22 protein-coding genes are annotated in these 26,155 nt (G+C 41.8%); 17 read left to right on the plus strand and 5 right to left on the minus strand.

The window, feature by feature from the left end; genetic code table 11:
• Positions 1–475: 475 nt before the first annotated feature.
• On the minus strand, positions 476–1,135 hold the full coding sequence (locus tag CRO16_RS15470; RefSeq protein ID WP_097057415.1) for a DUF4294 domain-containing protein: 660 nt from the start codon (positions 1,133–1,135) through the stop codon (positions 476–478).
• 131 nt (positions 1,136–1,266) lie between these two features.
• Here CRO16_RS15470 and CRO16_RS15475 point away from each other — a divergent pair, with 131 nt between their 5' ends.
• Positions 1,267–2,355 carry a M42 family metallopeptidase gene (locus tag CRO16_RS15475; protein WP_097057317.1) on the plus strand — a complete coding sequence of 363 codons (1,089 nt, stop codon included), beginning with the start codon at positions 1,267–1,269 and terminating at the stop codon, positions 2,353–2,355.
• Between the two features lie 119 nt (positions 2,356–2,474).
• A complete protein-coding gene (locus tag CRO16_RS15480) occupies positions 2,475–3,569 on the plus strand; it encodes a DNA topoisomerase IB (protein WP_097057318.1) in 1,095 nt (364 codons plus the stop codon).
• Positions 3,570–3,684: 115 nt separating this feature from the next.
• Here the strand turns inward: CRO16_RS15480 and acs are convergent, their stop codons facing one another.
• On the minus strand, positions 3,685–5,589 hold the full coding sequence (acs, locus tag CRO16_RS15485; RefSeq protein ID WP_097057319.1) for an acetate--CoA ligase: 1,905 nt from the start codon (positions 5,587–5,589) through the stop codon (positions 3,685–3,687).
• A 187-nt stretch (positions 5,590–5,776) separates the two neighbouring features.
• On the opposite strand from acs, the gene CRO16_RS15490 reads away from it, so the two are divergent.
• From CRO16_RS15490 to CRO16_RS15500, 3 genes are read left to right on the plus strand one after another with little or no spacing between them, the layout of a single operon-like run.
• Positions 5,777–6,703 (plus strand): DnaJ C-terminal domain-containing protein, encoded by a 927-nt coding sequence (locus CRO16_RS15490; RefSeq protein WP_097057320.1) that lies wholly within the window; start codon positions 5,777–5,779, stop codon positions 6,701–6,703.
• Positions 6,696–6,986, plus strand: coding sequence for a chaperone modulator CbpM (locus CRO16_RS15495; protein ID WP_097057321.1), 291 nt, complete (start codon positions 6,696–6,698; stop codon positions 6,984–6,986). Before CRO16_RS15490 ends, CRO16_RS15495 begins: the two co-directional genes overlap by 8 nt.
• Before the next feature lie 14 nt (positions 6,987–7,000).
• Positions 7,001–7,333: a hypothetical protein gene (locus CRO16_RS15500; protein ID WP_097057322.1), complete on the plus strand. Its 333-nt coding sequence runs from the start codon at positions 7,001–7,003 to the stop codon at positions 7,331–7,333.
• 1,266 nt (positions 7,334–8,599) lie between these two features.
• Here CRO16_RS15500 and CRO16_RS15520 read toward each other — a convergent pair.
• Together CRO16_RS15520 and CRO16_RS15525 are read right to left on the minus strand one after the other, a co-directional pair.
• Positions 8,600–9,547, minus strand: coding sequence for a phosphoribosylaminoimidazolesuccinocarboxamide synthase (locus CRO16_RS15520; protein ID WP_097057326.1), 948 nt, complete (start codon positions 9,545–9,547; stop codon positions 8,600–8,602).
• 59 nt (positions 9,548–9,606) lie between these two features.
• Positions 9,607–10,560, minus strand: a complete 954-nt coding sequence (locus CRO16_RS15525; protein ID WP_097057327.1) for a PhoH family protein — start codon at positions 10,558–10,560, stop codon at positions 9,607–9,609.
• Positions 10,561–10,667: 107 nt separating this feature from the next.
• Here CRO16_RS15525 and CRO16_RS15530 point away from each other — a divergent pair, with 107 nt between their 5' ends.
• The 5 genes from CRO16_RS15530 to dnaN all read left to right on the plus strand — a co-directional run bounded on the left by CRO16_RS15530 (position 10,668) and on the right by dnaN (position 15,981).
• Positions 10,668–11,495, plus strand: coding sequence for an SAM hydrolase/SAM-dependent halogenase family protein (locus CRO16_RS15530; protein WP_097057328.1), 828 nt, complete (start codon positions 10,668–10,670; stop codon positions 11,493–11,495).
• 189 nt (positions 11,496–11,684) lie between these two features.
• Positions 11,685–11,999, plus strand: coding sequence for a putative quinol monooxygenase (locus CRO16_RS15535; RefSeq protein WP_097057329.1), 315 nt, complete (start codon positions 11,685–11,687; stop codon positions 11,997–11,999).
• 255 nt (positions 12,000–12,254) lie between these two features.
• Positions 12,255–12,995 (plus strand): gliding motility-associated ABC transporter permease subunit GldF, encoded by a 741-nt coding sequence (gene gldF, locus CRO16_RS15545; RefSeq protein WP_097057331.1) that lies wholly within the window; start codon positions 12,255–12,257, stop codon positions 12,993–12,995.
• The gene (gldG, locus tag CRO16_RS15550; RefSeq protein WP_097057332.1) at positions 12,992–14,668 is read left to right on the plus strand and encodes a gliding motility-associated ABC transporter substrate-binding protein GldG; all 1,677 of its coding nucleotides are present in this window, start codon (positions 12,992–12,994) and stop codon (positions 14,666–14,668) included. The genes gldF and gldG overlap by 4 nt, the downstream gene beginning before the upstream one ends.
• 194 nt (positions 14,669–14,862) lie before the next feature.
• Positions 14,863–15,981: a DNA polymerase III subunit beta gene (dnaN, locus tag CRO16_RS15555; protein WP_097057333.1), complete on the plus strand. Its 1,119-nt coding sequence runs from the start codon at positions 14,863–14,865 to the stop codon at positions 15,979–15,981.
• Positions 15,982–16,454: 473 nt separating this feature from the next.
• Here the strand turns inward: dnaN and CRO16_RS15565 are convergent, their stop codons facing one another.
• Positions 16,455–16,793 carry a DUF4870 domain-containing protein gene (locus CRO16_RS15565; protein WP_097057416.1) on the minus strand — a complete coding sequence of 113 codons (339 nt, stop codon included), beginning with the start codon at positions 16,791–16,793 and terminating at the stop codon, positions 16,455–16,457.
• 1,290 nt (positions 16,794–18,083) lie between these two features.
• Between CRO16_RS15565 and mnmE the strand changes: the two genes are divergently transcribed.
• From mnmE to CRO16_RS15605, 7 genes are all read left to right on the plus strand, one after another.
• On the plus strand, positions 18,084–19,496 hold the full coding sequence (gene mnmE, locus CRO16_RS15580) for a tRNA uridine-5-carboxymethylaminomethyl(34) synthesis GTPase MnmE (RefSeq protein WP_097057336.1): 1,413 nt from the start codon (positions 18,084–18,086) through the stop codon (positions 19,494–19,496).
• Positions 19,497–19,735: 239 nt separating this feature from the next.
• The gene (locus CRO16_RS15585; RefSeq protein WP_097057337.1) at positions 19,736–20,116 is read left to right on the plus strand and encodes a helix-turn-helix transcriptional regulator; all 381 of its coding nucleotides are present in this window, start codon (positions 19,736–19,738) and stop codon (positions 20,114–20,116) included.
• Positions 20,117–20,122: 6 nt separating this feature from the next.
• Positions 20,123–21,259 carry a tyrosine-type recombinase/integrase gene (locus tag CRO16_RS15590; RefSeq protein ID WP_097057338.1) on the plus strand — a complete coding sequence of 379 codons (1,137 nt, stop codon included), beginning with the start codon at positions 20,123–20,125 and terminating at the stop codon, positions 21,257–21,259.
• The gene (locus CRO16_RS15595; RefSeq protein WP_097057339.1) at positions 21,249–22,205 is read left to right on the plus strand and encodes a hypothetical protein; all 957 of its coding nucleotides are present in this window, start codon (positions 21,249–21,251) and stop codon (positions 22,203–22,205) included. The genes CRO16_RS15590 and CRO16_RS15595 overlap by 11 nt, the downstream gene beginning before the upstream one ends.
• 149 nt (positions 22,206–22,354) lie before the next feature.
• The gene (locus CRO16_RS15600) at positions 22,355–22,717 is read left to right on the plus strand and encodes a helix-turn-helix transcriptional regulator (RefSeq protein ID WP_143544562.1); all 363 of its coding nucleotides are present in this window, start codon (positions 22,355–22,357) and stop codon (positions 22,715–22,717) included.
• Positions 22,718–23,198: 481 nt separating this feature from the next.
• Complete coding sequence (locus CRO16_RS16235; protein ID WP_179670564.1) at positions 23,199–23,363, plus strand: hypothetical protein; 165 nt, start codon at positions 23,199–23,201, stop codon at positions 23,361–23,363.
• Positions 23,363–24,574, plus strand: coding sequence for a primase-helicase family protein (locus tag CRO16_RS15605; RefSeq protein WP_097057341.1), 1,212 nt, complete (start codon positions 23,363–23,365; stop codon positions 24,572–24,574). Before CRO16_RS16235 ends, CRO16_RS15605 begins: the two co-directional genes overlap by 1 nt.
• The last annotated feature ends 1,581 nt before the right edge of the window (positions 24,575–26,155 follow it).

The following is a 26,155-nucleotide window of genomic DNA, read 5'->3' on the forward strand; positions in this document are numbered from 1 at the left end:
CACTCTCTCTCAAAGCGGCTGCAAATATACAACCGAATTCAACTTCTGCAAGCTTCTGCAAAAAATATTTTAAGCTTTTTTTGACATTTTTGAAAACCACGGAATTAAGGTGCTGAAAATGACATTTTTGAAGGTATCTTTTTTTAACCCTTTCAGGGTTCCAAACCTTGAAAGGGTTAGATGAGAATGCCACATCTTCTTTCTTTGTGCCAGCCTTACAGGCTGGTTTACTTGCTGTACTTTCTCCCGGGGCGCTGCCCCGGGCTCCATTATTGAAGGCTTACAGCCTTCAACTATAGTAAGTGAAGGTTCACAAAAGCAATTTTGAATTCTGAATTTTGAACCCTGAATAAAAAGCGTTAGGGATAGCAGCGGCAGCTTTTAAAGCGCTGCAATTTATGGCGCTTTAAAACTATAGCGGATAGCCCGACCCCATCTACGCCGGAGGCTATGGCGGGGGAACGCCCAAAAAGTTCTAAGATTTTCTATCGGACTTTTTTGGAGAAGACCATTTATCTGTCAATTCCAGAAAATCAAAATCCAGTGCAGAGGGCTGTTTTTCCAATTGCCTGCTCTGGAAGGCCCTTTGTAGAATGTCTTCTATTAAATAATCTTCCTGGTTGCCTGCGGGATTAAATTCTTCTTTCAACGAAATATCAAACATGCTCGCGGTAGTATTGTACCAAAAAGCTCTCCAGCCGCTCTTTAGATCTTTAACCAGGTCAAAGGTAGTGGTTCCTGTTTGGCGGTGAATAAGTTTAACAAGGATCTGCCCTTCCGTACGGGTAAGTTTTTTAAGTTCTGCCGAAAATTCATTTTCGATATAATTCTGGACGATCTTAGTATATCGCTTACGGTCGCGGCGGGATTTGATCTGTCCCAACCGGTCGTTCAACTCTACCAGCCTATCTGACGCTAACTTGGCATAGGGATAGACTTTCAATGTTTTACGACGCAGAATGAGATATTTTCTCCTTTCCAGATCATTATCAAATTTCAACCTTCCCAGGATCAACACCTCGTCAAGATCGATATGGCTTCGGGCAATAGTATCTCCTTCTATTATATAATAGTAATATTCCAGCGTATCTTCCACAGGTTCCTTTACCTGGGCAACAACAGGAACAGTAATCATGGCCAGCAAAAAGAAAAATATTTTCTTCAAATTATTTTTTTAGGTTGTGACGCGAAAATCATTCCAAAATTACATTATCTATAAATTGTCAGCTCTCTAATTCTTATTAAATTCGTGCAAAAGTTTTATAAATGGTTCAGGAAAAAATACTCAACGAAAAATCAATAAATTTTTTAGAGAAATATTTAAATAACGCAGCCCCTACGGGCTATGAATGGGAGGGTCAAAAACTCTGGATGAAATACATAGAACCTTATGTAGACGAATTCATCACCGATACCTACGGGACTGCTGTAGGAGTCATAAATCCCAAAGCCAAATATAAAGTAGTCATAGAAGGACATGCCGATGAGATCTCCTGGTACGTAAATTATATTACTGATGACGGGCTCATCTACGTGATTAGAAATGGAGGTAGCGATCACCAGATCGCCGCATCAAAAAGGGTGCATATCCATACAAAGAACGGGATCGTAAAAGGGGTTTTTGGATGGCCCGCTATCCACACCCGCGATAAGGAAAAGGAACAGGCGCCTAAGTTGGACAATATTTCGATAGATGTTGGCTGCTCTACTAAAGCCGAAGTTGAAGCACTTGGAGTTCATGTGGGCTGTGTGATCACTTATCCCGATGAATTTTTTATTCTGAATAAAAACAAATTCGTAAGTAGGGCCCTCGACAACAGAATTGGTGGATTTATGATCGCCGAAGTCGCACGGATGCTAAAAGAGAACAAAAAGAAATTGCCTTTTGGTCTTTATATCACCAATTCGGTTCAGGAAGAAATAGGCCTTAGAGGAGCCGAGATGATCACACATCGCATTAAACCTAATGTAGCGATAGTGACCGATGTTACTCATGACACCACGACTCCCATGATCGAGAAAAAGACCAACGGGTATACCAAAATTGGAGAAGGTCCGGTGATCTCTTACGCTCCGGCGGTTCAGAACAAACTAAGAAATCTGCTTATCAAGACTGCTGAAGACAAAGACATTCCTTTTCAACGGATGGCATCTTCCAGAATGACCGGGACAGATACCGATGCTTTTGCCTATAGCAATGGCGGCGTAGCTTCTGCACTTATCTCTTTACCACTAAGGTACATGCATACCACTGTGGAAATGGTGCACCGCGATGATGTGGAGAACGTGATAAGGTTGATCTATGAAAGCCTGCTGCAGTTAAAAGATGGTGATACCTTCAGCTATTTTGAATAGAAAGCAAAAATGACATTTTAGAGCCTCCTTAATTTGGGAGGCTTTTTTTATTTCAGAATTTTCACATTTAATTAGAAATGCCATAGGTCTTTGCAGGTTATATTTAGAAAAAAAATTCTATGGTACTTACTTCTGAAGAAGTTACTTCCTTAATTTCCAACCCCGATCTTGCTGCCGAAAAAGCAAATCTTCAATATGTTTCTGAAAATGATCTTTGCATCATGCGCCGGAAAAGGGGTAAAGGATATCAATATTTTAAAGACGGAGAGCCGCTTCAGAATAAAGAGGAACTGGAAAGGATCAAAAAACTGGTTATTCCTCCCGCGTGGGAAAAGGTAAAGATCTGCCCCTACTCCAACGGCCATTTACAGGTAGTTGGCCTCGACGCAAAAAGCCGGAAGCAGTATATGTATCATCCCGACTGGACTAAATTCAGGAATCTCACCAAATTCTATAAACTTCATGCCTTCGGAAAAGTTCTACCAAAAATCAGGGCGCGGGTAGATGAAGATCTGGACCTGCGGGGAATGCCACAAAGAAAAGTTCTGGCCCTGGTAGTAAGGCTTATGGAAGAAACACATATTAGAATCGGAAACGATGCTTACGCAAAACAGAATAAGTCCTACGGCCTTTCAACATTAAGGAGTCGCCACGTGCAGATCTCCCGCGGAAAAATGAAATTCAATTTCACCGGTAAAAAAGGAATTGAGCACACCGTTTCTGTACAGGATAAGAAATTGATCAAGCTGGTCAATAAGTGTGAAGAAATTCCGGGATGGGAAGTTTTTAAATATTATGATGAGGAAGGCACGAAAAGGAGCATTGACAGCGGCATGGTGAACCAGTATATACAGGAAGTAAGCGGGGCATTATTTTCGGCAAAGGATTTCAGAACCTGGAGCGCGACGAAGATTTTCTTTGAAACCCTTATGGAAATAGGTTACGTCGAACCCGAAAAAGAAAACAAATCGAATATACTGCAAGCCTATGACACTGCTGCGGAAGCTTTGGGAAATACCCGAAGTGTTTGCAGAAGCTACTATGTACATCCGCATGTAGTGCAGTTATACGAATCAGGAGGAATTGTGCCTTATTTTGAAAAAGTGGAAAGAAAACGCACCACCAAACCCAATCTTTCTCAGACTGAAGAGATCCTGCTGGAGATGCTCGGGGATTACGAGATAGAGCTCGAAGAGAAGAAAGTTCAGAAGTAGATTTGTGGGGTTGCTGGTTAGGGTTGCAGGTTGCAGGTTGCGGGTTTAAAGAAAAAAAACTCCGGCCTGAACTTGTCTGACCGGAGTTAAGTTTTGTCTTGATACAGTTAGATAGCTATATATTTTTGGCTTCAGCCATAATTTCATCTACAATTTCAGGATTGAGCAGGGTTGACGTGTCTCCCAGATTTCCGGTGTCGTTGGAGGCAATTTTCCGCAGAATTCTTCTCATGATCTTTCCGCTGCGTGTCTTTGGTAGTCCGTTCACGAACTGTATCTTGTCCGGCTTGGCAATGGGTCCTACGGTATTCGCCACTAAATCCTTGATTTCCTTTATGAGTTTATCTGATGGTTCCACATCATTATACAGAATGACATAAGCATAAAGGGCATTTCCTTTAACATCGTGCGGGAATCCAACAACAGCAGACTCTACTACCCCTTCATGTTCATCAATTGCATTTTCAATGGTGGCAGTCCCCAAATTGTGACCCGAAACTATTACAATATCATCCACTCTTCCGGTTATTCGGTAATTTCCGGTTGCATCGCGATAGGCACCATCACCGGTAAAATACATGTTTTCAAAAGCTGAAAAATAGACCTCCTTATATCTTTGATGGTCCCCATAAATAGTACGGGCAATTGAGGGCCACGGGAATTTGATAGCGAGCCTGCCATCGGCATTGAGTTCTTTGATCTCGTTTCCGGTTTCATCCATGAGAGCGGGCTGCACCCCGGGAAGCGGTAAAGTCGCAAAAGTGGGTCTGGTGGGGGTGATCCCTGCAAGGGGGGAGATCATGATCCCTCCGGTTTCAGTTTGCCACCAGGTATCAACTATAGGACAATTTCCTTTTCCAATATTATCATTATACCAGTGCCATGCCTCTTCATTGATAGGCTCCCCTACACTACCCAATACTTTTAGGGACGAAAGATCATGTTGTTCAACAAACTTCAGAGGTTGTTTGGCAAGGGAACGGATAGCTGTTGGGGCAGTATAGAAATGGGTGACATTTAGTTTATCCACAATTTCCCAAAACCTTCCGTAGTCAGGATAACTGGGAATACCTTCAAACATGACCGTGGTAGCACCTGCAGCCAAGGGACCATATATAATATAGGAGTGCCCGGTGATCCAGCCAATATCTGCAGTACACCAGTACACGTCATCCTTTTCCAGCTGAAAGACATTTGCGAAAGTATAAGTAGTTCCTACTGTGTAACCTCCTACAGTATGCACCATACCTTTAGGTTTTCCGGTAGAACCTGAAGTATAAAGAATGAAGAGCATATCTTCTGCATCCATGATCTCTGCCTCACAATCCTGTGATGCCTTTTGCAATTCATCGAACCAGAAACTGTCCCTGCCTTCCACCATGTTGGTGGGTTCCACAGTACGGCGATAGACGATCACTTTTTCTATGGATGGTGTTTCTTCCAAAGCCTTATCACAGATCTCCTTTAAATTCACCTTTTTGGAACCTCTGTATACCTCATTTGCAGTAATGAGCATCTTACATTCGGAATCATTGATGCGTCGTGCAATGGCAGAGCTGGAAAAACCTGCAAAGACTATGGAATGTACTGCTCCAATCCTCGCACAGGCAAGCATGGCAATAGCAAGTTCGGGGATCATGGGCATATAGATGCATACCTTATCCCCTTTTTTGATGCCGTTGTTCCGCAGCACATTGGCGAAGCGACACACTTTTACAAAAAGTTGACGATAGGTAATGTAACGGGATTCTTCATCGGGATCATTGGGTTCCCAGATGATGGCGGTCTTGTTCCCCAGTTTTTTCAGGTGCCTGTCCAGACAGTTCTCGGTAATATTGATCTGCCCCCCCTGGAACCATTTCACCTCGGGTTTCCTAAAGTCCCATTCCAGGGTCTTATCCCACTTTTTTTGCCAGGTAAAAGTATTGGCAATTTCAGACCAAAAAGCTTCAGGATCCTGAACACTTTTTTTGTATGCCTTCTTGTATTCTGCGAAGCTGCGTATCTTAAGATTTTCCATATTCTAAATTTAGGAAAAGCAGCTTCAAAAACAAATATTGCTACAGCCTTAATATTCAAAATCTTATTTCATAAACTCTTCCGAAGAAATAAAAGTTATGGGAAACATTTAACCCTTTTAGGTGTAAAATGCCTTGCTGAAAAATATGTATCTTTAGTCTACGCTTTTCAAAAATGCTATAAACCCAATGCAATTTATAGATTACTACAAGGTTTTGGAGCTTGATAAAAATGCCACCCAGAGTGACATTAAAAAAGCCTACCGCAAACTTGCCCGGAAATATCATCCCGATCTTAACCCCAAAGATGCTGAAGCACAAAAGAAATTTCAGCAGATCAATGAAGCCCATGAGGTTCTGATTGATCCGGAAAAAAGAAAAAAATATGACCAGTACGGGAAAGACTGGCAACATGCCGAAGAATTTGAAAAACAGAAAGCACAACAGCAACAGTATCAGCGTCAGTATTCGGGCGGCGGATTTGGAGGTGCAGAAGGTTTTAGCGGCGGCGGATTTGAACAGGGGGATTTTTCTGAATTTTTCGAATCCATGTTTGGTGGGGGAAGAACCTCCGGAAGCCGACGCAGAACAACTCGTTTTCAGGGCCCCGACTATAATGCCGAATTGCACCTGAACCTTTCAGACATTTATAAAACCCAAAAGCAGACCATTACCGTCAATGGAAAAAATATCCGGCTAACCATTCCGGCCGGTGTGGAGAACGGGCAAACTATTAAAATAAAAGGCTATGGCGGGGAGGGAATGAATGGAGGACCTGCCGGGGATCTTTTTATCACTTTTGCCATTAAAAACGATACTTCCTTTAAACGGGACGGCAAGGATCTTTATAAGGATGTTGATCTGGATATATTTACTGCTGCCCTGGGAGGAGAGATCACAGTGGATACTTTCGATGGGAAAGCTAAACTAAAGATCAAGCCCGAAACTCAAAATGACACCACAGTAAAGCTTAAAGGAAAGGGATTTCCGGTCTACAAGAAGGAAGGTCATTACGGAGACCTTTATATCACCTATAAACTAAAGATCCCAACCCACCTTAGCGCCCGGGAAAAAGAACTTTTACAGGAACTTAAAAAACTCAGGGGAAATGGATGATCGATATATCTCAATAATAGAATTCTGCAACTGTCACCAGGTCGAAATCTCTTTTATACATTCTCTTACAGAACACGGCCTGCTGCAAACAATTGTGATCGAAGAAGACGAATATGTGGAGCAGGAGCAAATAAGGGATCTGGAGCGAATGCTGCGTCTACATTATGACCTTGAGATCAACATGCAGGGAATAGATGCCATCAATCATTTGCTTGAAAAGGTATCCCGGCTACAAAATGAGGTCCGCCAGCTTGAAAACCGTTTAAGAAGATTTGAAGATTAATTAAACCCAATGCTATGAAATTACTACTGAATTCCTTTGTTGCCTTCCTGCTGCTCATCTCTGCGCAGACCTGCAACAATACCTCTGAAACACCAAATACTAATACTACTGAAGTTAACAGCGAAAGAATGGAAATCACCGGTACCATCGAGCAACAGGGAATGACTTCCTACCAATATGGAACTCATACTATCACTACCGCCGATGACGAATATTATGCTCTTAAAAGTGAAGCAATTGAGCTCGATGATTACTTAAATGAAGAAGTCACCATAGTTGCAGAAAAGATCGAAGGTTATCCCCTTTCCGGCGGACCGGATTACTTGCTGGTGCTGGAAGTGAAATGAAAGGAGAAGTACGAGATTAGAAGGACGAAGTAGTGATCAGTGGTCGGTATTCAGTGGTCAGTTGTAGTAGTCAAAACCGGCTTCGACCATTTTTCTGCGCCCTCCCGGTTGCAGAAAAAGCTCAGCCTGACAACTCTCCACAAGCAGGGCCGAGATCATTTTTCCGCGCGCTCCCGGTTGCAAAAAAAGCTCAGCCAGACAACTTTTTCTGCGCAAATCAGCGGGAAACCGATGAGTGCAATACTTCCTATCTTTTTTCACACAAGGTCTTCTAAGGAAAACATTAAGCGCACAAAGTAGTTAAAATTTGAAGTCGCTCCCTTTAAAACCGGCTTCGACCATTTTTCCGCGCCCTCCCGGTTGCAGAAAAAGCTCAGCCTGACAACTCTCCACAAGCAAGGCTTAGATCATTTTTCCGCGCTCTTCCGGTTGAAAAAAAAAGCTCAGCCAGACAAATCTTTCTACGCAAATCAGCAGGATCAGCGGGAAACCGATGAGAGATGGGGTTTATTTCCGATAGATTTCACACGAAGTTCACTAAGGAAAAATTAAGAGCACAAAGAAGTTGGACTAAGTCAGAGATATATCTTTACCTAAAGGCTTCGACCATATTTCCACGCCCTCCCGGTTGCAGAAAAAGCTCAGCCTGACAATTCTCCAAAAGAAAGGCTTAGATCATTTTTCGCGCGCTCCCGGTTGCAAAAAAAGCTCAGCCAGACAACTCTTTCTGCGCAAATCAGCGGGAAACCGATGAGTGCAATACTTCCTAACTTTTTTCACACAAAGTTCTCTAAGGAAAAAATTAAGCGCACAAAGCAAGTTTAAATTTGAAGTCGCTCACTTCAAAACCGGCTTCGACCATTTTTCTGCGCCCTCCCGGTTGCAGAAAAAGCTCAGCCTGACAACTATCCAAAAGAAAAGTTTAGATCATTTTTCCGCGCTCTTCCGGTTGCAAAAAAAGCTCAGCCAGAGAACTTTTTCTGCGCAAATCAGCGGGATCAGCGGGAAACGGATAAGAGATGGGGTTTATTTCCGATAGATTTCACACGAAGTTCACTAAGGAAAAATTAAGAGCACAAAGAAGTTGGACTAAGTCAGAGATATATCTTTACCTAAAGGCTTCGACCATATTTCCACGCCCTGCCGGCCGTGAAAACAGCTCAGCCTGACAATATAAATACAGAGAAAATTAAGTATAGCAATGAGAAATCATTATAAATGTCAGTCCTCGACCACTTCTCAATACTCAATACTCAATACTCAATCCTATTTATTCAGATAATCATAAACATTCCGCTCGATCCTGTCCTCGATGTTGGTAATGTCCGCTTTAATGAATTCTTCCCCTGTGATCTGTTCGTAAAGCTCAATATAGCGATCAGAAACGGATTGGATATATTCATCACTCATTTCCGGGATCTGCTGTCCTTCTTTCCCTTGAAAGCCATTTTGTATAAGCCACTGCCTCACAAATTCCTTTGAGAGCTGTTTTTGCGGCTCTCCGTTGGCCAGGCGATCCTCGTAACCTTCAGCATAAAAATACCGGGAGGAATCCGGCGTATGGATCTCGTCGATAAGGACGATCTTTCCTTCCGCGGTTTTTCCAAATTCGTATTTGGTATCGACCAGGATAAGGCCGTTTTCTTTCGCCAACTGAGTTCCGCGAAGGAACAACTGTTGGGTGTAGAGTTCAAGGCTGGTGTAATCTTCTTCAGAAACAATTCCTTTTTCAAGGATCTCGTCCCGGGAAATATCCATGTCGTGTTCCCCGGAAGCAGCTTTTGTTGTCGGTGTGATGATGGGTGCCGCAAAAGCTTCATTTTCTTTCATGCCTTCGGGCATATGAACTCCACAGAGGCTGCGTTTTCCGCTGGCGTATTCCCTGGCGGCATGTCCCGTTAAATATCCGCGAATCACCATTTCCACTTTAAAAGGCTCGCATTTTAGTCCTATTGCCACATTGGGATCGGGAGTGGCCTGTAACCAGTTAGGTACGAGATCTTCTGTAGCTTTCATCATTTTTGTGGCCAGCTGATTCAGGATCTGTCCCTTATACGGGATACCTTTCGGCATGACCACATCAAAAGCCGATAGCCTGTCTGTCACTATCATAACCAACCGGTCATCTTCAAGTGTGTAAACATCGCGGACTTTTCCTTTATATACGGACTTCTGACCCGGAAAACTAAAATTGGTAGCGGTAATGGTATTCATGAAATATAAGTTATTGTAAATGAAAACCCCACACGTGCGGGGTCTCAAAAATGTCAGTTTTATTCGGCGTTCTCTATTCGTTTGTAGGCGGCGATGATCTTTTTCACAAGCTTGTGACGAATGACATCCTTATCATCCAGATGGATGATACCAACCCCCTCCACATCCTGTAACACAAGGATGGCCTCTTTAAGACCGGAAATCACCCTTTTTGGAAGGTCGATCTGGCCGGGGTCACCGGTCACCATGAATTTGGCGCTCTTTCCCATTCGGGTAAGGAACATCTTCATCTGTGCGTGCGTGGTATTCTGCGCTTCATCCAGGATCACGAAAGCATGATCTAAGGTACGCCCACGCATAAAGGCAAGAGGTGCAATTTGAATTACTCCTTTTTCTATATAGCTTTCCAGCTTTTCATGGGGAATCATATCGCGCAACGCGTCATACAAAGGCTGCATGTAAGGATCCAGCTTTTCTTTCAGGTCCCCCGGTAAAAATCCGAGGTTCTCCCCTGCTTCCACTGCGGGACGGGTAAGAATGATCCTTTTTACCTGCTTTTCCTTCAAAGCCTTAACAGCAAGGGCTACTCCCGTGTATGTCTTTCCAGTTCCGGCAGGGCCAATGGCGAAGACCATGTCATTTTTCTTCATCAGCTCCACAAGCCTGCGTTGGTTTGCGGTTTGAGGTTTGATCATCCTGCCGCTTACCCCATGCACCAGCACCTCTCCGCTTTCATTTGAGGTGTCGTATTCCTCCTTGCTTTGACTGGTAAGTACCCTTTCGATAGCATTTTCATCAAGCCTGTTGAACTTCCCGTAGTGGTCTATCAACATATTGAACCTTCTGTCGAATTCTTCAAGCATTTCCTCGTCACCATAGATGCGAAGTTTATTGCCTCTTGCCACAATTTTAAGCTTCGGAAAATAGCTTTTTAAAAGCTCGATATGTGAATTTTGTTCTCCAAAAAAATCCCTCGGACTTATTTCCGAAAGTTCAATGATAAGTTCGTTCAAAAGCGGTTGGATTAAATTTAAAAAATGTCTTTATTATCTTTAGATTTGCATTACAAACTTAAATAATTAAAGGTTTAAGTTAGGAAAAATATTATTAGAAATTGCCCATGGCCATAATTACCTTAACGACAGATTTTGGGGAAAAAGATCATTTTGCAGGGGCAGTTAAAGGAGCGATCTATACCGAATTACCTTCGGCAAAGATTGTAGACATTTCACATTCAATTGCTCCATTTCATATTACAGAAGCTTCCTACATCATAAAAAACGCCTATAAGAGTTTTCCCGAAGGCAGTATTCATATCATTGGTGTTGATTCTGAACTAACTCCTGAAAATAAACATATCGCCCTAAAGCTGGACGGGCATTACTTTATCTGTGCCAACAACGGAATTCTCTCCCTCATTGCGTCGGAATATGTTCCTGAAAAGATCGTGGAGATCAATATTCATGATAAGGTGCAAAGCAATTTTCCTGTTCTTGATGTATTTGTAAAGGTAGCAGGACATCTCGCCCGCGGTGGTACCCTGGAAGTCATTGGGAAACTTATTCCCGAAGTGAAACAGCTCAAAGAGATGGAGCCGCTGATAAATTCAGATCGAAACCAGATCAAAGGGAACGTGATCTTTATAGACAACTATGGAAATGTGGTCACCAATATTTCCAGGAAGCTGTTTGATAAGGTAGGCAAAGGCAGAAAATTTACCATGCAGGCACGTACCGCCACTTTTAGTGAGATCTACAGCACCTACAGTGAAGCCATTAATTTTGATAGTGAAGTGATTAGCCGGGAAGACGGAAAGAAACTGGCTATCTTTAATTCGGGCGGATATATCGAACTGGCCATCTATAAAAGTAATCCCAGCACTGTGGGTAGCGCTGCGAGCCTCTTCGGACTCGAATACAGGGATACGGTGACGGTGAATTTTGGTTAGTATTGAGTACTGAGAATTGAGTATTGAGATAAAGTCCAGAGTCTGGAGCCAGAAATAATAAAAAGTTGCAGGTTACAAGTTGCAGGATTTTTCAGTTGCCGGTTGCAGGTCGCAGGTTAAAAAAAGAACCAGGAGAGGTGACAGTGAAAATGGCTCGTTTATTTTTAATTATTTATTGAAAATTGAATAATGTTAATACGAATTGTGAAAATGACTTTTGAACCTTCCAAAACGGAGGCTTTTCAGGAGTTGTTTCAAAGGAATAAAGAGAAGATAAGAGGATTTAAAGGCTGTGAGCATCTGGAGCTGTACAGGGAAAAGAACAATAAAAATATCTTTTTCACGTACAGTTATTGGCACGACGAGGATGCGCTGGAAAACTATCGTAATTCTGCCCTTTTTGAAGAGGTATGGAGCGAGACGAAGCAGATGTTTTCCGGGAAACCGGAGGCGTGGAGTGTGGATAGGATTTGGTCTTCGGAATCAGTTGGCAGTCCGCAGTAATTAGTTGGCAGTTGTAACCGGTAAATTGGGGATTAGGGAATGGTTAATTGGAAATAAAATCCGCGCTGTCCTCTATTAAAATATAGTGCTTAGTGCTTGGAATTTGGTGCTTGGAATTTGGTGCTTGGTGCTTGGTACTTGGTGCTTGGTGCTTGGTGCTTGGTGCTTGGAATTTGGTGCTTGGAATTTGGTGCTTGGTGCTTGGTGCCTGGTGCTTAAAAACATTATACAAGATTCAATATACATTATACAGTTTTGATAGCAGTATTTAGAAAAGAGATCAATTCATTTTTTGCTTCACCCATTGGCTACCTGGTCATCGGGTTATTTCTGGTGATCAACGGCTTGTTCCTTTGGGTTTTTAAGGGCGAGTATAATATTTTAGACAGCGGCTTTGCCAGCCTGGAGCCGTTCTTTACCCTGGCGCCCTGGATCTTCCTGTTCCTCATTCCGGCGATTACCATGAAGAGCTTTTCCGAAGAAATTAGACAGGGAACGTTGGAGCTGCTGCTCACTAAACCTTTATCTACTGTGCAACTGGTACTGGGAAAATATTTTGGAGCTTTGTTCCTGGTCCTCCTCGCGCTTTTACCGACGCTGCTGTATGTGGTGGCGATCTGGAAGCTGGGTGCTGCAGGAAATAATCCTGACAGCGGGGTGATCATTGGTTCCTATTTTGGACTTATATTTCTTGGCGCCTGTTATGCAGCCATCGGGATCTTCGCCTCTATTCTTTCCCCAAACCAGATCGTATCCTTCATTCTTGCAGTCTTTCTTTGCTTTATCGCCTATTTCGCCTTTGAAGCACTTGCCAATCTTAACCTTTTTAACGGCGGAGCCTTTGGTATTGAAGATCTTGGCATCAACGCCCACTATGAAAGCATTAGCCGCGGGATCATCGACACCCGGGATACAATATATTTCCTCAGCTTTATTTTCCTTTTTCTGGCGCTGACAAACCTAAGTCTCATCTCCAAAAAATCGGTAAAAGCATGAGACCTCAAAAATCCTATTTTAAGCAGGTCTTAGTCGTACTGGCCGGTATTATTGCTGTCAATGTTATTTCCTATTATTTCTTCGGAAGATTTGATCTCACGGCCGATAAGCGTTATACCCTTTCTGAAGCTTCAGAAGAGCTCGTATCAAAAGCTGAAGCTCCGCTGATCATCGACATCTTCCTGGAAGGGGAATTTCCTCCTGAATTCCGCAGACTTCAAACAGAAACCAGGCAGCTGCTGGAGGAGTTCGCAGCCGTGAACCCGCAGGTGAAATTCAGGTTTACAGATCCATTGGAGGAAGGGGGCGATGCCAATACCATTGCGACTCAATTCTACGAGATGGGGATGACACCGGCGCGTATCAACGTGGTGGAGAATGGCCGTACCAGTGAAGCTATCGTTTTTCCCTGGGCTATGGCCAATTACGGGAATAAAACTGTTGCTGTTCCGCTGTTAAAGAATCAGTTGGGCGCTACCACAGAGCAGCGCGTGGCGAGTTCGGTGCAGCAGCTGGAATATGCCTTTACAGACGCCTTTAAAAGACTGCTGGAGCCACGGAAAAAGAAGGTGGCGGTAATGCGGGGTAACGGCGAACTCGAAGACAGGTATATAGCCGATTTTATTAAAAGTATTCAGGAATATTACTTTATAGCGCCCTTCACCCTGGATTCCGTAGCTGTAGATTCCACGGGAACCCTCGAGCAGCTTAAGGAATACGACCTGCTCATTGAAGCTAAGCCTACCGAAGCTTATACCGAGGCCGAAAAACTCGTGCTGGACCAGTATCTCATGAGTGGCGGGAAACAGCTATGGCTGCTGGAAAATTCGGCAATGGAAACCGACAGTCTTTTCACGCCCACAGGTAGTGCATTTGCCCTGCCGCGGGACTTGAACCTGGGAGATTACTTTTTCAAGTACGGGATAAGGATAAATCCGGCGTTGGTGACAGATCTTTATTCGGCTCCCATTGTGCTGGCCAGCGGCAGCGGGAACAATACCGAATTCAACCCTTATCCCTGGTTCTATTTTCCGCTTTCCTCCTCCCCTTCTTCCCATCCTATTGTGAACAATCTGGAGGCAGTGAAATTCGAATACGCCAATCCTATTGACACCCTAAAGAATAATATTCAGAAAACGGTTTTATTGGCTTCCTCTCCGCGATCAGCCATTGAAGGCCTGCCGCGGGAAATCAGCCTTAAGGAGATCAATGCCCAGCCGGATCCGGCCGCCTTTACTGCAGGCGAACAACCGCTGGCGGTGCTGCTGCAGGGGGAATTTACTTCTGTTTATGAGAACAGGGTGTTGCCTTTTGAACTCAATAATTTCCGAAGCAAAAGCGAACCTACAAAAATGCTGGTAATTAGCGACGGCGATGTGGGGAAAAATCAGTTGCAACGCGGGGAACCGCTGGAGCTTGGCTTTGACCGCTTTACCGGCACTACCTATGGAAATAAAGAGTTTCTGCTGAATGCCGTGAATTACCTGCTGGATGATACCGGGCTTATCAACATTAGAAGCAAAGAGGTGAAGATCGCTTTTCTTGATCTTGAAAAAGTTGAAGAAAACAGAAACTTTTGGCAGGTGGTGAACCTGGTACTTCCGCTTGTGTTGCTGGGTATATTTGCTGTGCTGTTTGGGATTTTCAGAAAAAGAAAATACATCAGGAAATAAGAGTGGAGCTTTAAGCTTCCGCAAAACATAGGGTTTATTAACAATTCCGAAGCATTTAAAAATATAAGGTGCTAAAAATCACATTTTTGGAAGGTATTTTTGAGATTCTGCTGTTAATAAAAAACAGACGTCTTACCCGCAGTTTTTGAAGGATTAGGATATATTTGTATCAAGATTAACTTATTACGAAGCCAATGAAATTTATTGTATCGAGCACATATTTGCTGAAACAGCTACAAATACTCGGGGGAGTGATCAATAACAATAACACTTTACCCATCCTGGACAATTTTCTGTTCGAATTAGATCAAGATCAACTTACCGTTTCTGCTTCTGACCTGGAGACAACAATGTCTGCCAAGCTCACTGTAGAATCAGATTCCCAGGGCAAGATCGCTGTTCCTGCCCGACTTTTACTGGAGACTTTAAAAACTTTTCCCGAGCAGCCGCTAACCTTTGTGGTAGAGGACAATAACACCATTGAGCTGAGCTCCAACCACGGGAAATATGCACTGGCATATGCCGGGGGCGAAGAATTCCCGAAGGCCGTGAACCTGGAAGAGCCAAGCAGCACTACCATTCAGGGTGATATTTTGGCAACCGCTATCAGCAAAACCATTTTTGCTTCAGGAAATGACGACCTAAGGCCCGTAATGAGCGGAGTGTTTTTCCAATTCACTCCGGACCATCTTACCTTTGTAGCTACAGATGCTCATAAACTTGTAAAATATTCAAGGGATGATATTTCTGCGTCTCAGACTGCGGAATTCATCATGCCTAAAAAGCCTTTGAACCTGCTGAAAGGAATTCTTTCGGGATCAGATTCTGAAGTGCTTATCGAATACAATGAATCCAATGCACGTTTCACTTTTGAAGATACTACACTTATCTGCCGGCTTATCGACGGAAAGTACCCGAACTATGAAGCGGTAATTCCGAAAGAGAATCCGAATAAACTGGTGATCGACCGCGGACAATTCCTGAGCTCCGTAAAAAGGGTTTCTATTTTCTCCAATAAAACGACACACCAGGTACGCCTGAAGATCGCAGGAGCCGAGTTAAATATTTCTGCGGAAGACGTGGATTACAGCAATAAGGCCGAAGAACGTTTGACTTGTTCTTACCAGGGTGACGATATGCAGATTGGATTCAACTCGCGTTTCCTTACCGAAATGCTTTCCAACCTGAACGCGAATGAGGTGCAGCTGGAAATGAGCCTGCCTAACCGCGCCGGAATCCTCACTCCCGTTGACGGACTCGATGACGGGGAGAATGTGACCATGCTGGTAATGCCGGTAATGCTGAACAACTAAAGCTGCGCTTTAGTTGTTAGAACGCTTCGCTGTTAGATATTAGATATGAGACCGCTGCCTGCGGCAGCTGTTAGACTTAATTTAGAAGACCCTCCAAAAATTGCATTTTTGGAGGGTCTTTTTGTTTTGGGCTGTCGATGTATCGCCCCTACAGGGCTCTAATTCTTTATGCATTTCATAACCCAAGGTTTCACCCCGGGCTACCAATATATCGCTCCTACGGAGCTTCTTATTTTCGTCCCCTCCTTCGGAGGGGTGCCTGAAAGGCGGGGTGGGTGGGTCCTGAACTCATCATCTCCTCCCGTCCTCTCAGGAGAGGGAATTGGTTCTGCTAAGCAATTGGATTTCTGTATTGGCAGAAAAAAACCTACAAGGTCTAAAAAAGACCTTGCAGGTTTAATTTAAATTTGACAACAAGCGATTAAATTTTGGCTACTGCCAACTTCTGATCACTGATCACCGATCACTGACCACTATTTAATGATCTCAATGCTCAAAGGATAGGACGGGATCTCCCCGTTGTTCACCTTGATAGCGTTCAGGATTGGAAAGACGATGGCGATGATACCTATACCTATCAGCAGTAATATTCCGATTCCGAAGAGCAGGATAAGCGGAATAGAGATGATAGAATAGATGAAGATCGAGATCTGGAAATTGAGGATCATCTTACCATGGGCATCCATCCCCAACACCTTATCTTTTTGGGTAAGCCATATCACCAGCGGCACTATGAATCCCCCGATCCCCGTTACCAGGTCCAATAACTGACTAAGGTGAGTTAGCATTAATAACTGTCTGTCTTCTCTCATAATTGTAGCGTTTGAATATTCCATTTTTGATTTGATTGATGATTGTCTAACAAATATACGCTTTAATATAGTACTATGTTATAAAAGATACGTGTTTTTTTTAGAATCAAGAGCCAAGAGTCATGAGTCAAGACTTTTCTGAGTAAGTACCCTTGTCAGGCTGAGCCCGACCGGAGGGAGGAAGGTCGAAGCCTTTCCCGTTGCGGGTTGCGAGTTGCGAGTTGCGAGTTGCGGGTTGGAAAAAGTTGCAGGTTACATGTTGCAGGTTAATTTTGAATTCTGTTCTCAAACTTCTTCAATATACATTATACAATATACCATATACAATTTGCAGATACGTCTTTGCGAAGGAGCCCAGCCTTTCGGGGCGACTGAAGCAATCTGCTGATGGTTTATAGTAATGAAAAATTTCACACAAAGCCCACTAAGCTAAAAATGTAAGATCACAAAGAAAGTTGTCGAGAAATGGAATTTGGTGCTTGAGTATTTTTCGGTTGCGGGTTGCGGGTTGCGGGATGCGGGTTCCGGGTTGCGGGTTGCGGGTTCCGGGTTACGGGTTGCGAGTTGCGGGTTGCGGGTTGCGAGTTGCGGGTTCCGGGTTCCGGGTTGCGGGTTCCGGGTTGCGGGTTGCGAGTTGCGGGTTCCGGGTTGGAACAAGTTGCAGGTTACATGTTGCAGGTTAATTTTGAATTCTGTTCTCAAACTTCTTCAATATATATTATACAATATACCATATACAATTTTCAGATACGTCTTTGCGAAGGAGACCAGCCTTTCGGGGCGACTGAAGCAATCTGCTGATGGTTTATAGTAATGAAAAATTTCACACAAAGCCCACTAAGCCAAAAATGTAAGATCACAAAGAAAGATGTCGGGAAATGGAATTTGGTGCTTTGAATTTGGTGCCTGGAATTTGGAATTTGGAATTTGGTATTTGGTGCTTGGTATTTGGTGCCTGGAATTTGGTGCTTGGAATTTGGTGCTTGGTGCTTGTGCATTTTTCAGTTGCGGGTTGCGGGTTCCGGGTTGCGGGTTGCGTGTTGGGGGTTGAAAAAAGAGATAGGAAGTTTGCAGTGAGTAAGACACCACCCGACTCCGCTCCTTTAGACTTGCTTTTCGCCAAATGTGAAGTCGTGGCTGCGTGTGACATTTAACAAACCTCACTTTTCTATTGTGATATCTACTGCTTACTGAATACTGAGAACTGCCTACTAACCGACAGTCCATTGTTTATTGTTCATTGTTAACTGTTAATTGCCAATTGTAAATTGGCTTTACTATTTTTGCAGCATGAAATTGAACGACAACATCGTAGCCCTTGCAACACCTTCGGGGGCGGGAGCTATTGCCATAATACGTGTTTCGGGCCCCGATGCTATAAAGCTGGTGACTCCGGTCTTTAAAGCAAAGAGCAACAAAAACCTAATGGAGCAGCCTTCACATACGCTGCACCTGGGAAATATCGTTGACGGAGAACGGATCCTGGACGAAGTGCTGGTGTCGGTTTTTCACGGTCCTAAATCCTATACGGGAGAGAACACCATTGAGATCTCCTGCCATGGAAGTCCGTACATACAGCAGGAGATCATTCAGTTGTTGATCCGCAGAGGTTGTCGCTCTGCCGAAGCCGGGGAATTCACCCTGCGCGCCTTCTTAAACGGAAAGATGGATCTGAGTCAGGCAGAAGCGGTGGCCGATCTAATTTCTTCTGAAAATATGGCGAGCCACCAAATGGCCATGCAGCAAATGCGGGGCGGATTTTCCAATGAAATACAGAAGCTGCGGGAGGAACTGCTCAATTTTGCCTCCCTTATTGAACTGGAACTTGACTTTGCTGAAGAAGATGTGGAATTCGCCAACCGTGATGAATTTCAGAAACTCATCACCAGGATACAGCAGGTGTTGAAAAGGCTTATCGACTCCTTTGCCGTGGGTAACGTGCTTAAAAACGGAATTCCGGTAGCCATTGTGGGCGAACCCAACGTGGGAAAAAGTACCCTACTCAATGCCCTTTTGAACGAGGAACGCGCCATAGTTTCAGAAATTGCCGGAACCACCCGCGATACCATTGAAGACGAGATTTCCATTGGTGGGGTGGGCTTCAGATTTATTGATACTGCCGGAATTCGGGAAACCGAAGATGTGGTGGAAAGCATTGGGATCAAACGAACGTTTGAGAAGATCTCTCAAGCTCAGGTGGTTTTGTATTTGTTTGACGCTTCATCCCCCTCTGCCTCCGGCATCTCCCCCCAAGGGGGAGACTATTCGCAAGTCAAATTTGAAATCGGGAAGATAAAAAATCAGTTTCCGCAGAAACCTTTAGTGATCCTGGCGAACAAGACAGATAAGCTGAATGAGGACCAGTTAAAAAATCTCAAATCTCCAATCTCAGATCTCAATACTATTTCAGCCAAAACCGGAGAAGGCGTTGAAGAGCTACAGCAAAAACTTTTGGAGTTCGTGAATACCGGCGAGCTGCGCAACAACAACACCATCGTTACCAATACCCGGCACTACAATGCCCTTTTAAGCGCCCTGGAAGAGATCAATAAGGTGCAGGAAGGCCTCAACCACAATTTATCAGGAGACCTGCTGGCCATCGATATTCGTGAAGCGCTGCATTACTTCGGGGAGATTACCGGGGAGATCACTAACGACGACCTGCTGGGGAACATTTTTGCTAATTTCTGTATTGGCAAATGATTTGACTCAAAAAAAACTTAAAAATCTCACAAGCCCTTAATTTTAAAGGGCTTTTATTTTTCTCCCTAATTTATTTTTAGTTAAAATCAGTTAATTTTAGGCCAAATTTGTATCTTTGTTGTACCTCGTTTTAAAATTGATATTTATCGATTTGTTTAAGGCGAGAAAATGATTCTTAATGTAATTAACAGGTCTGATAAAAACCACATAAGGCTAAATAGAACCAACACATTCCCGAAATGGCTACGAGTATTAGAGTTGAAAAAATTTGTGAACACTGCAATGAAAAATTTATTGCAAAGACAATGAAGACCAGATACTGCTCACACATCTGTAACAGCAGGGCATATAAAGAGAGAAAACGGTATGAAAAACTAAACGGCTTAAACACCACCGAAGCTGGTGAACAAGAAAAAACAATACCAGCACCTTCCACCTCCTACCTCAGTAAAATTAGAGAAACAGAGTTTCTTACTGTTCCAGAAGTCGCTAAACTATTACGTCTATCAAAGGCTACAGTTTATAGACTAATCAAAGAAGGTAATTTAAAAGCGGTTAAATTCTCACAAAGGTCGACACGGATAAAAAGAAGTGAGATTGATAATTTATTTAAAGAATAGAATTCTATGGCCAATGTAACATTAAGAAGCAAAAAACTCGCTAAGGGAAAACTTAGCCTATATCTCGACTTCTACCCTGCGATAATACACCCCAAGACAGGGAAACCTACTCGACGAGAATTTCTCAAACTTAAGATTTTTGAGAATCCTAAGAATGAAATTGAGCGGGAGCATAACTCCACACAAATACAGCTGGCAGAACAGATCCGTGCAAAGCGGCTCATGGATCTCAGGAATAAAGAATATGGTTTAAAAGAGCACATGGACCTGGATATCAACTTCTATAATTTCTTCGCCAGTATTGTGGAGGAATACTATAACAAGGGAAGTAAGAGCAATTACCACTCCTGGAAATCCTCCTTGGCCTACTGGGAAAAATACATAGGAAAAAGTTTGAATAGTAAACAGCTTCTACCCTATCACGTAGAAAAATACAGGGAATTTTTATTGGCAACTAAATCGCTTAGAAACAATGAAAAGAAGCTTACCCAGAATACCGCTTCCACTTACTACAAGAACTTCATAAATGTGCTTAAAAGAGCTTATAAGAAAAAACTTCTATCTTCTAATTTGGCTGAAGATGCAGTCTATATTAAAGAGGAGGAAACCTACAGAGAATACTTGACAGAAGAGGAATTGCAAATGCTTTCCAAAGCTGATTGTGCCTTACCCTCACTAAAACGAATGGCATTCTTTTCCGTTATGACCGGGCTGCGGTTTTCCGATATCCACAGCCTTCAATGGAAGAATGTAGTTCACGATAGATCCCAGGGATATTATATCAAACTAAAGGAGGAAAAAACAGGTAATATTCAAAACCATTTTATTCCGGATAATGCTCATGCTTTACTTATCAAAGAAGGCACCACAGAAGGAAAAGTTTTCCAGAATATAAAATACTCCCAAATTACGCGTCCTTTAAAGGTTTGGGTAGATGCGGCAGGAATTGACAAAAAAATATCTTTCCATAACTTCAGACATACTTATGCTACACTTCAAATTTCAAAAGGAACTAGCCCTTACACCCTTCAAAAAATGTTAGGACATAAACATATATCTACTACTGAAATCTATGCAAAGGTAATGGATCGCGAAAAAATTGAAGCTTCTAAGAAATTAAACCTGGATTTTGATGGACTATAATAAAGTATTTCACACTATTTATGATTTAGAAATTAAAAAGAAAGAAGGATTAGCTATTAAACTGATGCCTCAACTTAAAAAAGACAATAGAACATTCGACTATGCACACTCTGAGATTAGCCAAATATTTTTCGAAGAACTCAAAAATTGTAATAGTAAATCACCTTATGATCTAAATAACTTCTCGGATCTCTTTAGCAAGCGCCATAGTTACTATTCCACTGAGATAGCTGGCAACATATTAAAAAATGAAATGCAGGAGCTTTTTAACAAAAGTTACAAGCAAGAATCATATTCCAGTTTTGTAAAGCTTTTTTCTACAAGATTTGCTTTAACAAGTGCTTGCCTTCTCCATAAATGGAATTATGACTTTAATAAATATATATATTATAACGAAGACTATAAGAAATATACCCTTGGCATCTATAAAAAAGGAATCAGCAATAGTCAGATGCTTCTAAACTATTTACATGATAGTTCAACTCAGGCAAAAACCGATGACAAAGGATATAGACCCAATGTTAAAGATTGGAACCTTATTGAAAAGAAACTAAAGGAGCAGTCAGGAGTTCAAATTACCGAAATAACAGAAAAAGAAGCGCAGAAGAAAAGACTAAATGACTTTTCTTCCCTCTCTGAAGAGGAAGAATTTGAAGAGTCTGAAAGACTTATTCTTGCTCATTATCTAATTTGTTCAGAATCCGCAAGTAAAGTTGAAAAAGCTAAAATCCTTTCACTAATAGGAGAAACAAAGACAGGCCATACTCTTTTTAAAGAAGAGGCAAAGTTCAATAAATACTATAACCAGATACGGCAAGGACCGGACTACTGGGGGAAGATCAAAAGAGAAAAACTTTTATTATCACTTTTAGAAACAGTTAAACCCTTAGGTCTACCTACGGTAACTCCTGATCTGAGGCTGAAGTTGAAAAAAATTTCAAATTGATAAACAAACAAAACTAAATAATTGTAAACTATTTAAGTCCATATTAGGATATTTTAAGTTTTTTAAATCCCTCATAAAATCCTATTTATGAGGGATTTGTCTTTCCACTACCTCTCCTCTACTCCTACACTACCCGCAACAATTATCTTGTGATTTCAACTTTTATTTGTCCAGAAGAAATCATTAATTCAAATATTATGCAAAAAGTAGTTTACGAAGTAACCAAAGAAAACGCATTCCTTATAGCGAAGATGCTCCTCAAAGAAGCTCGGCAGGAGGAAGTATTACAAGAAGAACAGTATCTGACTATTGAAGAGTTAGGGAAACTTATCGGTTATAAAAAAACTTCCATTTATGGCCTGGTTCAGAAGAACAAAATCCCATATCACAAGAAAGGAAAGTTGTTTTTTCTGAAATCCGAAATTCTAGAGTGGCTAAAAGCAGGAAAAAAGATCTCCAGCCGGGAAATAGAAAAAAAAGCTAATGAATATTTATTAAACCAAATTTTATAACCATTAAAAAAACAATTTATGTGTACTTCCAAAAAACCTAGTGAGAATTGTTTAGAATGTGGTAAATTTTATGCTACAGAGGATTCAAACTACCTATGTAAAAAATGTAGTGATCAACTATGCAAGAATTGCTGGACACCACATTCAATTCCACCACATCTTCTCGGAAATGGACCTCATTTCTGTGATTCTGTCTGCCAGACCGAATTTCTCGCAAGCCAAGAAATCATTAAATTAATTTCCCAAATCATTCAAAATATTGACGTTTTAAGGGAACTTAATTATCGTGTTTTCGGAAAGGAAAGTTACCGCTATAACAATAGGGACTTTATCTTTTCAAATGATCATAAACTGGAGGAAACAACCTTGTCTCTTAAGATTAAGCACCATTTGCTGCCGTCTTCACGGCTATCCAAAATCCATACTTCCTATTAATATTCACAGAATATGGCATGAGCCGAAATGGAAAAATATTTTCCTCATGAAAATTCAAAAGATGATGTACAAAAATAATTTAAGAGAAGATATGGCAAAACTGTTTAAAGCAGATCCTGAAATTGAAGTCCTACAGGTAAATTTTATAGTTCGAAAGATACATGAAAGACCTCAAAATTTTTCATTACTAACCTATAATTACACTACCTAATGGAAGGATATTTTAGAATTGGTACTAATTACTATAAATTAGTGTATCAACCTCAATTGGATGGAAATATATTCCCAGTAATTGTTCCATGGACGAGACAAGCCATTATTGACGACCACAAAAAGGATGCGTTAGAGTCTGTCAAAAGATATGAAGGTTTTACTGTTATACCATCCCATTCTAACTATCAGTACTCGGTAAAAAATTTTTACAATTTGTATGCACCTCTTACTCATGATTTAACTATTGAGTATTCACCAGGATCTATACCCTTGACGCTATCATTTTTAAACCATATTTTTGGTGATCAGTTAGAATTAGGTCTTGATTTTATAACCTTATTGTGGCAAAAACCAACACAAATGTTGCCTATTCTTTGTTTAACAAGTTCGGAGAGGAATACAGGAAAAACAACTTTCCTTAACTGGTTAAAGTCCATATTTCAAGACAACATGACCACAAATACCAACGATGACTTTAGAAGCAGGTTTAATAGTGACTGGGCTCTTGGAAAACTTATAATAGCTATAGACGAGGTTTTACTCGAGAGGCGAGAAGATAGCGAAAGATTGAAGAACCTTTCTACTGCAAAAAACGTTAAACCAGAGGCTAAAGGGAAGGATAAAGTTGAAGTTCGGTTCTTTGGACACTTCATTTTATGCTCCAACAATGAAGATAGTTTTGTACTTATTGACGACAAGGAAATAAGGTATTGGGTATTAAAAATTTCCCCCCTTCAGTCTGTCGACTCTGATTTTGAGGATAAGCTGCTTAAGGAGTTACCACAATTTATTGCTTTTCTTAATCAGAGGAAAATATCCTGCCCAAAAAGAACTCGCATGTGGTTTACTCCAGAACAGATCCATACGAGTGCTCTAGACAAATTGATAAAAGGCACTAAGGTAAATTTGGAAAAAGAGTTAATAGTTACACTTGATGAATTGCTGAAAGAATATGATCTTCAAGAGATAAAATTTACCACGGAAGATCTTCAAAACCTTCTCAGGGATTCATTGTATAAGACTCCCCGGAACAAGATCATAGAGATTATTAAAGGCAAATGGGGATTGAAAAACATTAATTCGAGTTATTTTAGATATCATCATTCTATTCACCCAGGAACAAATGAATGGCAGGTTTCGCATGAAAACATCAAAGGGCGATGTTACACCTTTTCTCGGGAATTTATTGATTCTATGTTGAAGTGTTGAAAAAGTATATAAAGCCCTGATTTCCTTTATTATTAATCTTGTTTATGTTCAACGGCGATTCAACAAAAGAGATCTTCTTTCTGTTGAATCGTCTTTTTATCATATTATCATATCCACTGTCCACCACCAAATCTTTCGTTTTGTAATTATTCCGATTTGATGCTCTAAGGTACATGTGCTAAGATCAAAATGAACACTATTGACAATTGACAAAGCAACATTTATGTCTTTATCCTCTATTCATTGACCAACTGATATTAGACGTTCGTTGAAAATGTGTTGATTATTACCCTTCTGATTATCTAATGGTTATGTCTATTTTCAACATTTCAACAGTAGCAAACCCATTCCGTTCTTATTTCACCACTATTAAAAAAATTGCAACGGGCTAGTAATTCAATTGAACCAAGTTAAATGAAAATAAATTCTCAAAAAACGTTTGTGCTGAATGTAGTCTGACTCTGAACGTCGCGGCTGCAAAAAATTGTCTAGCATCATTTAAGAACCGTTCCTGCAACTGGTAAGCAAATGTTCCTGCAACCGTCAGCAACCGCTCCCGCAACTGGTAAGCAACCGTTCCTGCAACTGGTCGGCAACCGCTCCCGGAACTGGTTAACAACCGCTATGGCAACTGGTCAGCAACGGCTATGGCAACCGGTAAGTAACTGTTAACCACTCCCCCAACTGGTAAGCAACCGTTCCTGCAACTGGTCGGCAACCGTTCAGCAACAGTACCGGTTGCAACCGTGCAACCGTAAATCAACCGGGACGGTTGCAACCGTTGGCAGCAAGCACTGTTTTGTTTTAAAACTTTAAATTACTATGTATAAAAACAATAAAAGCCATGAAAACCTATAAGGCAAATGAAGAGCTTAAAATAGTACTGCAAGGGCAAGGATTTATAGAAACTAGCTCTTGTCGCGATAAAAGAAAAGGAAAACATGCATTTAAGTTAAACAGGAAAAGCAGGAAGGAAATCTACTTTGATAATGAAAACATACAAATCTCCGACTGGTGAACGGAACAGGATAATCTGTATCTCTTAACATCAGAGGACCTAAGGCATTTGTTGCTATTTTTCTTTTTGGATCGAACAGAATATAGACTGATCGAACCTTCGGGTAAATTTCGTTTTGATCAAGTAAAGAAGAGACTAAATAAAATTAAGAATGAGGTAAATGATTTTTCCGAGAAAAAACCCAAAACAACAAAGGGTTCAATATTAGAAGCAATTCTAAAAACTTATAACGAAATCGAGCTTTAAATTGGAGGTAATTATTTAGGAGAACACGGTACTGGCAACTGGTCAGCAACCGCTCCTGCAACCGTTCAGCAACCGCTATAGCAACTGGTGGGCCCCCTCTGGTAAGTGATCAGCCCACTTCTGCAACCGTTCAGCAACCGCTACAGTTGAAAAATGCAACGGCTGAACAACCGTTCAGCAACGGCCACGGTTGGAAAGATGCAACAGCAGAGCAACCGCACAGCAACGGCTACGGTTGAAAAATGCAACCGTTCAGCAACCGTGTACAGCAACGGTTCACGATCAATAACAACTGCTGCTTTGCAATAGCTCAATCG

Source organism: Salinimicrobium sediminis, assembly GCF_900215295.1.
Lineage (GTDB): Bacteria > Bacteroidota > Bacteroidia > Flavobacteriales > Flavobacteriaceae > Salinimicrobium > Salinimicrobium sediminis.